Source organism: Thiomicrospira sp. ALE5 (assembly GCF_900112445.1).
GTDB lineage: Bacteria > Pseudomonadota > Gammaproteobacteria > Thiomicrospirales > Thiomicrospiraceae > Thiomicrospira.
In genome coordinates this window covers 38,740-51,050 of record NZ_FOYY01000004.1, presented here as the reverse complement: position 1 = coordinate 51,050, position 12,311 = coordinate 38,740, and the positions used below count along the sequence as shown (strand labels likewise).

Annotated in this window: 9 protein-coding genes, 3 tRNA genes and 1 pseudogene; 11 read left to right on the top strand and 2 right to left on the bottom strand. The window is 44.5% G+C overall.

Annotated elements, in window-relative coordinates:
- Positions 1-52: 52 nt before the first annotated feature.
- On the bottom strand, positions 53-901 hold the full coding sequence (gene folD / locus BM293_RS06995) for a bifunctional methylenetetrahydrofolate dehydrogenase/methenyltetrahydrofolate cyclohydrolase FolD (RefSeq protein ID WP_093447969.1): 849 nt from the start codon (positions 899-901) through the stop codon (positions 53-55).
- Between the two features lie 174 nt (positions 902-1,075).
- Between folD and BM293_RS06990 the strand changes: the two genes are divergently transcribed.
- The 8 genes and pseudogenes from BM293_RS06990 to BM293_RS10335 all read left to right on the top strand — a co-directional run bounded on the left by BM293_RS06990 (position 1,076) and on the right by BM293_RS10335 (position 8,848).
- A tRNA-Pro gene (locus BM293_RS06990) sits at positions 1,076-1,153 on the top strand.
- Positions 1,154-1,201: 48 nt separating this feature from the next.
- Positions 1,202-1,278, top strand: a tRNA-Arg gene (locus tag BM293_RS06985).
- A gap of 20 nt (positions 1,279-1,298) precedes the next feature.
- Positions 1,299-1,374 (top strand) — tRNA-His (locus tag BM293_RS06980).
- A gap of 203 nt (positions 1,375-1,577) precedes the next feature.
- A complete protein-coding gene (locus tag BM293_RS06975) occupies positions 1,578-4,484 on the top strand; it encodes a chemotaxis protein CheB (protein WP_159428466.1) in 2,907 nt (968 codons plus the stop codon).
- Entirely contained in the window at positions 4,465-6,663 is a 2,199-nt protein-coding gene (locus BM293_RS06970) for a putative bifunctional diguanylate cyclase/phosphodiesterase (RefSeq protein WP_093447966.1), read from the top strand. Before BM293_RS06975 ends, BM293_RS06970 begins: the two co-directional genes overlap by 20 nt.
- A 2-nt stretch (positions 6,664-6,665) precedes the next feature.
- Positions 6,666-7,244, top strand: coding sequence for a hypothetical protein (locus BM293_RS06965; protein ID WP_093447964.1), 579 nt, complete (start codon positions 6,666-6,668; stop codon positions 7,242-7,244).
- 117 nt (positions 7,245-7,361) lie between these two features.
- Positions 7,362-7,975: pseudogene (locus tag BM293_RS10450) on the top strand (diguanylate cyclase domain-containing protein); the annotation flags it as partial.
- Positions 7,976-7,996: 21 nt separating this feature from the next.
- The gene (locus BM293_RS10335) at positions 7,997-8,848 is read left to right on the top strand and encodes a putative bifunctional diguanylate cyclase/phosphodiesterase (RefSeq protein ID WP_369793726.1); all 852 of its coding nucleotides are present in this window, start codon (positions 7,997-7,999) and stop codon (positions 8,846-8,848) included.
- On the opposite strand, the gene BM293_RS06955 is transcribed toward BM293_RS10335, so the two are convergent.
- Positions 8,845-9,939, bottom strand: coding sequence for an ADP-ribosylglycohydrolase family protein (locus BM293_RS06955; protein ID WP_093447963.1), 1,095 nt, complete (start codon positions 9,937-9,939; stop codon positions 8,845-8,847). The genes BM293_RS10335 and BM293_RS06955 overlap by 4 nt on opposite strands.
- Before the next feature lie 123 nt (positions 9,940-10,062).
- Between BM293_RS06955 and cobU the strand changes: the two genes are divergently transcribed.
- Genes cobU through BM293_RS06940 form a run of 3 tightly spaced genes read left to right on the top strand, consistent with a single transcriptional unit; the run spans position 10,063 to position 12,308 of the window.
- A complete protein-coding gene (gene cobU, locus BM293_RS06950; protein WP_093447961.1) occupies positions 10,063-10,584 on the top strand; it encodes a bifunctional adenosylcobinamide kinase/adenosylcobinamide-phosphate guanylyltransferase in 522 nt (173 codons plus the stop codon).
- A 30-nt stretch (positions 10,585-10,614) separates the two neighbouring features.
- Positions 10,615-11,667, top strand: a complete 1,053-nt coding sequence (gene cobT, locus BM293_RS06945) for a nicotinate-nucleotide--dimethylbenzimidazole phosphoribosyltransferase (protein ID WP_093447960.1) — start codon at positions 10,615-10,617, stop codon at positions 11,665-11,667.
- Positions 11,668-11,696: 29 nt separating this feature from the next.
- Positions 11,697-12,308 (top strand): histidine phosphatase family protein, encoded by a 612-nt coding sequence (locus BM293_RS06940; RefSeq protein WP_093447958.1) that lies wholly within the window; start codon positions 11,697-11,699, stop codon positions 12,306-12,308.
- The last annotated feature ends 3 nt before the right edge of the window (positions 12,309-12,311 follow it).

The window sequence follows — 12,311 nt, the reverse complement described above, 5'->3', positions numbered from 1 at the left end:
CGAGGGCACCACACCACCGGCTAAGTTGGTAAGTCTGCTAAAAGTAATGCTTTTATGACGCCTGTGCAACGGCCAAGGTATTTTGTAATAAGGTAGCGATCGTCATCGGACCCACGCCGCCAGGTACAGGTGTAATCCAACTGGCGCGCGTTTTTGCAGATTCAAACTCAACATCACCACATAAACGGCCATCGTCTAAACGGTTTATGCCTACATCAATGACAATTGCGCCCGGCTTAATCCAATCGCCTTTAACCATGTTAGGAATACCTACACCCACAACGACCAAGTCAGCTTCGGCAATTTTGGCAGGCAGGTCTTTGGTGGCACTGTGACAAATAGTCACTGTAGCGCGCGCGTTTAATAATTCCAGCGCCATAGGTACACCAACAATATTGGATGCCCCCACGACCACCGCATTTAAGCCGCGTAGTTCGATACCGGTTTTTGCCAACATTGTCATTACACCATGAGGTGTACAAGGGGCGAGTTTTGGCATCCGTGTCGCTAAGCGACCTACATTATATGGATGGAAGCCATCAACATCCTTGGCTGGGCTAATACGCTCAATCACTGTCTCAGGGTTAATATGATCAGGAAGCGGCAGTTGCACTAAAATGCCATGCACTTCAGGATTGTCATTAAGCTCGTCAATCAAGGCCAACAAATCTACTTGGGTGGTGCTTGCAGGTAGGTCATAGGCAAAGTCGGCAAAACCGACTTCTTTACAGGCATTTTTCTTATTGCGTACATACACCTGAGAAGCAGGGTTTTCACCGACTAAAATCACCGCCAAGCCTGGTGGCAGTTGATCTTGCTCTAAACGTTCAGTCACTTGTGTTTTGACTTCTGCGCGCACCTCGGCGGCAATCGCTTTACCATCTAAAATGTTTGCGGACATAGCTTAAAAAACTCCTTCTATTTACTCTGCAAATTATCATAACCGAAATATCACAAAATGAATGCAAAAAAAGCATAGAGGCTAGTTGACAGTATTAAATGTGGTCTATACAATACGCGCATCTTTTGGCAGTAAAGATAAATTTTATTAAATTCACTGCAATGTTTTATATTTCGGAGTGTGGCGCAGCCTGGCTAGCGCATCTGCTTTGGGTGCAGAGGGTCGGGGGTTCGAATCCCTCCACTCCGACCATTTTTCGTTTATTAAAGTCAATTTAATAAACAACCCAGGTTCGAATGAGCGCCCATAGCTCAACTGGATAGAGCATCGCCCTTCTAAGGCGAGGGTTGCAGGTTCGAGTCCTGCTGGGCGTACCATTTAACGCCTTTCAATTATGGTGACCGTAGCTCAGTTGGTAGAGCCCAGGATTGTGATTCCTGTTGTCGCGGGTTCGATCCCCGTCGGCCACCCCATTTTTTTCAAATAATGTATCTCTAAGTTACATCAGCAATAACAAAACTCCTGCTCGCACCTTAATTCTGTGGTTTTTCTGTAAAAATTGTGATTCCGGTTAATTGTTAATTTTACCCGTGGTAATATGCTATTGGTAAATTTAAAATTTAAATCATGTAGCATTTATCGCCTCATATCACTTTTAACTATACAGAATTTAACTATGTCGCCCAAAACCAAAGTAATATCACCGCCAGTTAACCCTTTCTGGGTGATTATTGGTGCCTCAGCTGGAGGCCTTGACGCGCTCAAAGAGCTGTTGTCTGACCTTGATAAATCGCTACCAGCAATCTATTTAATCGCGCAGCACCTTGATCCAAAACACCCAACCATTTTGCGTGATTTGTTATCTCGCATTACAGATATTCCTGTCGAGTTAGTTGATCAAGATATAGTGCCGAAACCGAACAAAATTTATATTGTCTCGCCCGGTCATAATGCGGTTGTAGAACAAGGTCGCATTAAATTAACACCTGCTGCAGAAATTGGTCCTAAGCCGTCGGTGAATTTGCTGTTAAATAGTGCCGCAGAAGGCTTGGGTGAAAAAGCAATTGCGGTCATTTTATCGGGAACAGGGTCTGATGGAGCGCAAGGAGTTGGTGCAATAAAAGCAGCTGGTGGTATTGTTATTGCACAAACTGAAAGCACGGCAAAGTATTCTGGCATGCCGAATGCGGCCATTGATTCAGGCGCTGTTGATTTAATTTTAGATCCAGAAAATATGGCTAAAGAGTTAAAAGGGTATATTGAATCATCAGGTACTTTGCTACAGAAGATTGCGATTCCGCAAGCTAAAACGACCTTAGAATCTATCTTTCAAAAACTATTAGATCAAACAGGTTATGACTTTAGTGGTTATAAACTTAAAACGATTCAGCGTCGTATTGCCCGTCGCATGGCCGTTCACAAACTCGTTGTGTTGGAAGATTATCTAACCCTGCTGTCGTCCTCAATTACTGAAGTAGAAAGCCTGTTTAAAGACCTACTGATCTCGGTAACAGATTTTTTTCGCGACTCAGAGGCCTTCGCCGATTTAGAATTTGTCATTAACCAGTTGGTGGATAATTGCGAGGAGGGTGGGCATATTCGTGTATGGGTTCCCGGGTGTGCTGGTGGCGAAGAACCCTATTCCATATCCATCCTGTTTCATCAATCAAGGCAAAAATACAAAAAACACGTCAATTTTCAAATTTTTGCAACAGATATTGATGAAAATGCTCTAAGTAGTGCCCGCAAAGGGCAATTTACCGTTACACAGGTTAAAAATCTAGACCCAGAGCTTTTGAAACAATATTTTGTCGAAAAAGATGGGATTTACAGTATTTATAAATCAATTCGTGATCAAGTTGTATTTGCGCGCCAAAACCTTGTTATGGATCCACCATTTTCACGATTAGATTTAATCAGTTGTCGCAATGTATTAATTTATTTCTCGCATGAGTTGCAAAAACAGGTTTTTCAAACCTTCCATTTTGCATTAAAACCCAATGGATACTTATTTTTAGGTAAATCGGAATCGGCAACATCATGTACCCCTGAACTATTTGATGTTTACAAAAAACGTAGTCAATTATTTAGGCGCAAAAAAACCAGCCTATCGAACCAGCTTGACCACGTCTCGAGTGCGGCATCCGTTGCGCGGATCAGGCAAAGTCGCGATATGGGTAAACCCTTGATGCAGAATAAAAATAGCATCGTTGATTCTCTTGATCAGATATTGTTAGATCAAATTGTGCCGACGGTTGTCGTCGTGGATGAGTCTGGTCACGTTATGCATATCCGAGGTGATGTCAGTCGTTATCTCAATTTCCCGCAAGGTCGTATTGATACAAACATACTAACCCTTATCCGCGATGATATTAAGGTTGACGTACGTGCTTTATTACAAAAAGCTAAGCGTGATGGACAGGCATCAACCCAAGCACTTTTTTATAAACATGATGATGCCGAGAGCGCGCTATTTATTGCTATTAAGCGTATTGCTATTGAAGGTATTGGCGCGCAGGGCGCCTTTTTGATTAGCTTTACCCTGGTTGATTTATCTGAAGCTTTTGTAAGTGGCACCGGCTTACTCAGTGAAGATGCACACGTGTCAAACGAAAATTTGCGTAAAGAAATTGCTGTTTTTAAAGAGCGATTGCAAACTTCGATTGAAGAGCTAGAGACGACAAACGAAGAATTACAGTCAACTAATGAAGAACTTCAGTCCGCAAATGAGGAGTTGCAATCAGCAAATGAAGAACTACAGACGGCGAATGAAGAGATGCAGTCAACCAATGAAGAGCTCTCAACCGTTAATCAAGAGTTAGAAGTTAAAACTTATGAGCTAGAACAGGTTAACAATGATTTAGAAAACATGCTTGCCAAAATGAACGAAGTGATTGTTTTAGTCGATAATCGCTTGCGCGTTCAACGTTTAACTAAATTAGCAAGGGAGGTATTGGGTCTTGATAAAGATGTTGTGGGTCAAACGATTACCACTCTGGGGATGCAGGTAGACGTACCTAATTTGCGCCAAGAGCTGTTAAATGTTATCGAAACAGAAAAGTCAGTCACTCTGCGGGTTCGGCGTGGATCCGTAGTTTATCACCTCAGAATGGTGCCCTATAAATCTGATCTAGTCAAAGTAGTGGGCGTCATGATGTTTTTTGAGAATACCGTACATAGATCAAAACTTGACCCTTCTATCGATTGCCATATCACTTTGAAGCATCTTGCAGACTATTTGCCCTTTACATTAATTAGTATTGATGAAATTGGCGTAATGACTTTTGTTAGTCCTAATATTATGGAACTGCTAGGTTACGACTCCAAAGAGTTGCTTCACCAGAATGTAAGCGTTCTAATGCCAGAACCCTATTCGAGTCATCATGACGGATATTTAACTGATTTTATTGATGGTAAAACTGAGGGAATGATGTCGCAGTGGCGTGATGTGACGGCATTGCACCAAAGCGGCAAGAGGATGTTGTTAAAACTCAGAGTTGAAGATACTTGGATTAACGCTGAACGTCATTTTTTAGGCTACCTGTGTTTGCCGGAGAAACTACATGAATGCGCAAGATTATAGCCATCTTGAACAAGATATCCTGGCCTATCGTGAAGAAAATTCTCGGTTGAATGAAGAGCGGCAATCTTTAGAGCATATAGCTGCTTTTTTTGAACAGCGAATCAGCGAACTTGAGGCAGAGCTTGAGCTGCAAACTCGCCAAGAAATGGATAATGAGGATGGAAGGGCTTTTTATCAAACTCTCTATATGGAGTCGCCACTTGCGCTTGTGTTGATTGATCATCATGGTGAAATACTATTAGTTAATACAAAAGCTAGATCATTGCTTGCAAACAAGGATAGTCAATTTGAGGGTCGTAATTTCCGGAAGTTTTTGAGTAAACCAAGTCGTATTCTGTTTATAAAGTTACTAAAAAACCTTAGTTTGTCTGAAAAAAATGTGACGGCTGATACGATTTTTACCCACCAAGATGGGCAAGATTTTACCTTGAGGGCTCAGAAAATAGTTTTGGGTGATGTTAAATCGCCACGCTTTTTAATGTCGTTAACTGAGGTTTCGTTGACGCAATTATCAGATAGTTCTATTCGACTGGCATCAAGTATTATTGATCAGATTCGAGAAGGTTTAATGATAACCGATCATCGAGGTAAGATCATTAAGGTTAACCATGCCTTTACCGAAATTACTGGTTTCTCTCAGCTTGATGCACTTGGTGCAACGCCTGCCATTTTACACTCAGGGCGTCATCCTCAAGAATTTTACCAAGATATGTGGACTGAAATTCATCACCATGGTTGGTGGGCTGGAGAGATTTGGAACAAGCGCAAAACCGGTGAGGTGTTTCCAGAGTGGTTACAAATAAGCCGAATCAAAGATGATGTGACGGATAAAGTATTTTATGCTGCAACCTTTTCTGATATCACAGATCGAAAATATCATCAAAATCAACTTGATCGTCTTGCCTTTTACGATAGCTTAACAGGCCTGCCTAATCGTACCTTATTGAACCAAACGCTAGATGCGCGATTATCGCGTTTGAAAAATGAGCATCCATACCAGATTGCGGTGATGTTTTTAGATCTTGATAAGTTTAAAGATGTTAATGACCATTATGGGCATGCGGAAGGCGATAAGGTTCTACGCGAAGCAACCCAGCGAATCGTTTCGAGGATTCGAGAAAATGATATGACAGCACGTATTGGCGGGGACGAATTTGTATTGGTGTTAACCAGGATTCAATCTAAACAAGATGCTGAGCATGTTACTGAGGATTTGTTAGCTATCCTATCGGAACCTTATGTAACCCAAAAGGGTAAACACTTTTTGAGTGCATCGATTGGCATCGCATTTTCACCCAAAGATGGAAACAATGTCGAGGATTTAATGCGCCGTGCTGATGCGGCAATGTATGTGGCTAAAAACAAAGGTCGAAACACATTTCATGTGTTTGAGCCCAAGCAAGAAGATCAACTTATTGAATCAAATGTGATGCTGAGTCAGATTCGTTTGGCAGTAGCTCAGCCGTTAAAGCATATTCAAATGCATTACCAGCCTATTTTTAGCGCAGATCAACCTGATAAACCTATTCATTATGAAGCCTTGATCCGCCTGATAGATACCCATGGAAATCTTGTTTATCCCAATCTATTCATTGAGCTGGCTGAACAGCATGGTTTGATTGGCCAGCTGGGTATGGCTTTGTTTGAAAAGGTGTGCGAGGATATTGCAGGCTCGACGCTTGATGAAACTATTAAAATAGCGGTAAATCTATCGCCTTTACAGTTTTATATTGAACATTTAGCGTTTCAGTTATCCTCGATTGCTGAAAAGTCAGGATTAAGTCTTTCGCGTTTTTATTTTGAAATTACTGAAACCGCGACCATGCAAAATCTGTCATTAATGATCAGTGTGCTCTCAGAGTTAAGGAGTCAAGGCGCTCAGATTATGCTCGATGACTTTGGGACGGGCTATGCTTCGTTATCAATGCTTAAAAATATTCCGGTTAACGTGTTAAAAATTGATCAGTCCTTTGTGTTTGAGTTGGCTGAGTCACCGCAAACACAATCTTTGGTTAGGGCGATGATCGGTATGGCGCAGGCGCTAGACTTGAAAACGGTTGCCGAGGGTGTCGAAACGCAGCAACAAGCAGAATGGCTAGAAAGGTATGGCGCGGATTATCTACAAGGCTATTTGTTGGGACGACCTCAGGCTGAGTTCTTAAGCAATGGAACTGTTTAAAAATGGCTCTGGACGCTGATTCATCAGACACGGGTCAAATGACTGTTGTTGTAGATCGGCATAACGTCATTATTTCATTGTCAACGCATTGGACAGAAGCTGCAGAGCAGGCTGGGGCAGCTGATTCCTTAGCACCCGAAAAAATCATTGGACGTCCTTTGTCATCTTTTATTCGCAGTGATTCAACTCGAATGTATATTGAAAGCTGCCTTCAGGTGTGCCGACTAAAGCAGAGTGTGATGTTTCGTGAATATAGGTGTGATAGCCCTAGTCACAAGCGTTTTATGGAGTTGCAATTAACGCCATGTCCTGATGGAGCTGTTGCAATGACGCATAGCTTACTCAGGGAAGAGGCTTTTGAATATAGTGTAAATATTGAAGATAGTACACCCGATGAAGGAAAACCTTCAGGAGTAGATTATAAGTATATTCGTTGTAGTATGTGTAATAGCCTTAAACCTCTTGGTTCGAATAGCTGGACAGATCCAGCGGAACTAGGTGACAAGTTGGTCAAGCCGACCAAGGTTATTTATAGCGTGTGCCCTAAGTGTCTCAATAAATTGTGGCAAAAACGTAACTAGTCCAGGGTAAAAAGGCGCTAGCTAATTCCGCAGCCCTCTGATTTTTTTCACTAGAATGCTTGGTTTTTATCCGTAATGAAGCAAATAAATAACGACAAATAGCGTTAATAAGCTTAATTGTTGGGCCTTTTAGCCAGAGAAGACCATGATCATGATAGTCATGGTGAAATAAGAGTTTGGTTGACCTCTAAACTCGCATTGCGTAACGAGCAAGGTGATGTGATTGGGATGTTGGGCTCGTATGAGGATGTGACTCATTTAAAAAAAATGGAGTTACAGTTGGAAAAACAGGCGGAATTGTTAGCGCATCAGCATTATCACGATAATCTAACTCAATTGCCTAATCGTGTACTAATGCAAGACAGATTGCAGCATGCGATAGAAAAATGCCAGTTACATGACCAGCACTTCTCGGTGTTGTTTATTGATTTAGACATGTTTAAAAAATCAATGATTCACTGGGTCATGAATTGGGCGATAAAGTGCTGTGTGAACTGGCCAAGCGATTAAGTATGTTGTTGAACGGCGATGATACCTTAGCGCGCTTAGGGGGCGATGAGTTTGTTATTTTGCATGAGTCCTTTGATCAGCTACACGAGGTGAGTGGGTTAGCGCAAAAAATTAATCAATCCTTAGCACAGCCTATTGTAATTGAACCCCATGAGTTTTATGTGTCTGCCAGTATTGGAATCAGCTTATATCCTCAGGATGGAACCAGTGTTGAGGATTTGCTTCGTTGTGCTGATGCCGCGATGTTTCGTGCAAAAGATATAGGGCGAAATCAATTTCAGTTTTACACCGAGGATATGACTTCTCAAGCCGTTGAGCAGATGGCAATACAGGCAGGATTACGACAGGCTTTAAGGTTTAATCAATTTGAAGTTCATTACCAGCCACAAGTCGATGCCTATTCAAATTCAATTGTTGGTATGGAGGCGTTAATTCGTTGGCATCACCCTGAGCAGGGCTTGCTCGCGCCAGATCGTTTTGTACCTATTGCAGAAGAGGCTGGCATCATGTGGGAAGTTGATCGCTGGGTTATTAATCATGCTACCCAGCAGCTCAAGTCATGGATTGATGAGGGACTCAAACCGGGTAAGTTGTCTCTTAACTTGAGCGTGAAGCAAATTCAACAAGATGATTTCATTGACTGGTTGCAGGCGTGTTTAAAAAGCAACGAGTGCCAAGCAGACTGGCTAGAGTTTGAAATAACCGAAACGCAATTGATGACTAATTTTGAGCAAGTCAAGTCGCGCTTACACACCATAGAACAGATGGGAATAAGCCTAGCCATTGATGATTTTGGCACCGGCTATTCTTCACTTGCTTACATAAAGCGTTTACCTATAAACAAAATTAAGATTGACCGATCCTTTATTCGAGATCTGTTAATTGATGAAGAAGATGCGGTTATTACCCGCACTATTATCGCCATGGCAAGTCAGTTGGGTTTGAATGTGCTGGCTGAGGGGGTAGAAACCCAAGCACAAAACACCTTTCTGCTTAATGAAAAGTGCTCGACTATACAGGGTTATTTGTACAGTAAACCTGTGAATCGGACACGAATGGGTGACTTATTAATAAAAGGTCTTCAATTTGACTAATCAGTTGCCGTTAAAAGCTTGTCTATTTCTTGTTTAAGCGCATTTTCATCCCTAAGCTGGTCAAACCAGTCGTCAAATGCATTAGGGTTTATCAGCCCTAATAGCACACCCAATATCATGCCTCGATGTGCGTTATCACCGCCTAAATTGGCGTTGGCCAGCAGGCCTGCTATAGGGTCCTGAGCGTATTTATGCGCTAAATAGAGCACACTTGGCCAGGAATCACTAATATAACAAGCGGGTGAAAACACTTGGCCGACCACCTCGCGATCCGTTAGGTTTTTAGCAAGCAGTTTTGGCAGGTTGAATCCGCTGTTTTTCGCGGTATGCTCTAGCTGCAGACGCGTGTCGTCTGGGTTAGCGGTGTGCCAAAGCGCGACTATTAAGCTTACGTACTGGTCACATACTTTTGCCAAGGATGCATCAGGATGGGTTAAATAAAGATGCTGTTTAGCCTGTTGTTGAATGCTCGCCAAGTCTGCGCCATGTAAATGGGCGGCAAAAACCAGTGGGGCGAGGGTGACCAGCCCGCCAACCGATGCCGTATCGTGGGTCACCGCTGCACATTTTTCTGGTGGGATGCCTTGGATGTAGTTGGCAAAAAACCCACGATGATAAGATTCGGCATAGGTGTCAGGGTGTTGAGCGGGATCGGCGGTCATAAACGCAATATAGTCGGCTAAAAAAGTCCGCGGATCATAGTGGCCTTGCTGACGTGCAAGGTTGCGCATCAGCAAACGTGCGCAATGCGCGTTGAGGGTATTGTCACCGGCTTGCATGCCCTGATGGTAGTGTTGAAAGGGTTGATCCCAAAATGCCCGTTTTCCTTTTAAAATCACCTCGCCAATAATGTGGGGTTGCGGCTGTTTGTGTGCGTTTTTGCGTCCGCCTGCTGCAGTGGAGTGCAATGACATGATCGATGATGGATGATGTTTCGGCGCGGCTTCGAATTGGGTAATGCCGCCGTTAAACGCCTGTTCGATATCAAATACCCGATAAAACCAGTGGGCGGGCATGGCAAGACTATCACCAATATACATGGCTTGCAGCGCACTGCGAGCTTGGGCGTGTTCGAGATTGGGTGGTGTCATGGTGGCTCCAAAGTATGGCGAGAAAAGTTTATGAATTAAGTTTAGAGGTTTAATTGTAAAAAGCTGTGTAAGTATTTTGATGTTATAGTGCGTACTTTTACAAAAGAATAGGGCTGAAGGTTTATGGCTATTCATCTGATTTTGGGTGGTGCGCGTTCGGGTAAAAGTGCTTATGCTGAAAAACTTGTCGAACAGTTTGCAGCCGTGCAGGGTGCTCCGGTTTGTTATATCGCCACGGCGCAGGTACAGGATGTTGAAATGCAACAGCGCATCGCGCACCATCAAGCGAGCAGGCCTGCTGGTTGGCAAACCTATGAAGTTCAAACAGACTTAGCCGGTGCACTGTTTCAACAGTCGCAGGAGGGTGTGGTGATCATAGATTGTTTAACCCTCTGGTTGATGAGCTGCTTTAGTCAGTATCCGACGATTAATCAGGCGGCGATTGATGAGTTTATGGCCGCTTTGTCGGTGTTTAAAGGCGAGCTTTATATGGTGTCCAATGAGATTTCAATGGGGGTCGTGCCAATGGGGGCGATCTCGCGAGATTATGTGGATGCCCTAGGGCGGATGCATCAGAATATTGCCGCTATGGCTGACCGAGTGACGCTGATGGTTGCCGGTATTCCGATGAAGGTTAAAGGATAGCAAGGGTAATAAGGATAACAAGGATGAAACATGTCAGATAAATGGATGCAGCAGCCGATCAAATTACTCGATGAGCAGGCGGCGGAGTCGGCGCGTTTGCGTCAGGCACAATTGACTAAGCCAGCGGGTTCGCTGGGTCGACTGGAGGAGTTGGCAATTAGATTAGCGGCAATCCAGGGCACCGAGCAACCGCAAATGCGCAAGGCTTGGGTGAGTGTATTTGCCGCTGATCATGGCTTAGCACAAGCGGGTGTGTCGGCTTTTCCAGCCGAAGTGACCGCTCAAATGGTGCATAACTTTTTGAACGGCGGGGCGGCGATTGCGGTGTTAGCCAAACAGCAGCAGATGGCGTTTGAGGTGGTGGACGTGGGCGTTAATGCTGAATTTACACCGCAACCAGGCCTGGTGATCGCGAAGGTAGCTAAAGGCACGGCATCGAGTTTAAACGGTACAGCCATGACGGATTCGCAATGTCTGGCGGCGTTGGAGGTTGGCAAACAGGCGGCTGATCGCGCTTTTCAAGCGGGGGTCGATTGTTTTATTGGTGGTGAAATGGGCATTGGCAATACCGCCGCAGCGAGTTTACTGATTGCTAAGCTAACGGGCTTGGATTTAGCGCCTTTGGTCGGTGCCGGTACCGGGTTGGATGCGACCGGCTTAGCGCATAAGCGTCAGGTACTTGCGCAGGTGATGGTGCAGCATCAAGCGTTGGATGCACGTGATCCTATCGCGGTGTTAGCCTGTTTGGGTGGGTTGGAAATCGCGGCGCTAGCCGGAGCCTATTTGCGCTGTGCGCAATTGGGTTTGCCGGTGTTGGTGGATGGCGTGATTACTACCGCCGCAGCCTTAGTCGCGGAACAGCTCGCACCCGGGGCCAAGCACGGGTGGCTGTTTAGTCATCGTTCGGTTGAACCTGCGCATCAAGCCTGTTTTGACGCCCTTCAAGTTCAGCCTTTATTACAACTCGATCTGCGTTTGGGCGAAGGCTCGGGTGCGGCCATTGCTTGGCCTTTATTGCAGCAGGGCTGCTGGTTACATAATCAAATGGCGACTTTTGCTGAGGCGGCCGTGTCTGCATCTTAATGGTCGCTTTTTAATGAATAGGTCTGTTGATGAATAGCATTTATCTGGTTCGCCATCCTGCTTTAATGGCACAGTTCTCAGGGACACCGTTTATTGGGCGCACCGATTGTTTGGCGGAGGCTGACAGTGCATCACGACTGCAGCAAGCCTTGTTGGCCTTGAAGGTGGATAGACTGGTGAGTTCACCGCTAGCGCGCTGTGCGAATTTAGCCCAGGACTTAGCCGCGCAAATGCAGCGTCCTTTGCTATTGGATAGCAACTGGCAAGAGCGCGATTGGGGCGCCTGGGATGGCTGTGCCTTAGCCGATATTAATCCCCAAGCCTTACAAGCCTATTACGATGAACCATTTGACTATGCTATTGCTCAGGCTGAAACCTTTGTGGCGATGCAAAGCCGTATTCAGCAGGCCTGGTTGGATTTGGTCGCGTTAAAGCAGGATGTGTTGTGTATTTGTCATGGCGGGCCGATGCGTTTGGTGTTGCAGCAGCAATTAGGTTTAGCAAATGAGGCGTTGTTCCAGTTGAGAATCGATTATGGTACTTTGATTGGATTTGAGGTGCATCACACCGAACAGGGCGTGTTTAGTCAATTATGTCTAATGCAGCCTCTGTTAGAACGCAGGTTAGATAGCAAGGGCTAGGTT

What these genes read in the sequence shown, in the direction of transcription:
- folD (WP_093447969.1), bottom strand. Translation starts at nt 901, where the DNA reads ATGTCCGCAAACATTTTAGATGGTAAAGCGATTGCCGCCGAGGTGCGC.
- BM293_RS10335 (WP_369793726.1), top strand. Translation starts at nt 7,997, where the DNA reads ATGTTTCGTGCAAAAGATATAGGGCGAAATCAATTTCAGTTTTACACC.
- BM293_RS06975 (WP_159428466.1), top strand. Translation starts at nt 1,578, where the DNA reads ATGTCGCCCAAAACCAAAGTAATATCACCGCCAGTTAACCCTTTCTGG.
- cobU (WP_093447961.1), top strand. Translation starts at nt 10,063, where the DNA reads ATGGCTATTCATCTGATTTTGGGTGGTGCGCGTTCGGGTAAAAGTGCT.
- BM293_RS06965 (WP_093447964.1), top strand. Translation starts at nt 6,666, where the DNA reads ATGGCTCTGGACGCTGATTCATCAGACACGGGTCAAATGACTGTTGTT.
- cobT (WP_093447960.1), top strand. Translation starts at nt 10,615, where the DNA reads ATGTCAGATAAATGGATGCAGCAGCCGATCAAATTACTCGATGAGCAG.
- BM293_RS06970 (WP_093447966.1), top strand. Translation starts at nt 4,465, where the DNA reads ATGAATGCGCAAGATTATAGCCATCTTGAACAAGATATCCTGGCCTAT.
- BM293_RS06955 (WP_093447963.1), bottom strand. Translation starts at nt 9,939, where the DNA reads ATGACACCACCCAATCTCGAACACGCCCAAGCTCGCAGTGCGCTGCAA.
- BM293_RS06940 (WP_093447958.1), top strand. Translation starts at nt 11,697, where the DNA reads ATGAATAGCATTTATCTGGTTCGCCATCCTGCTTTAATGGCACAGTTC.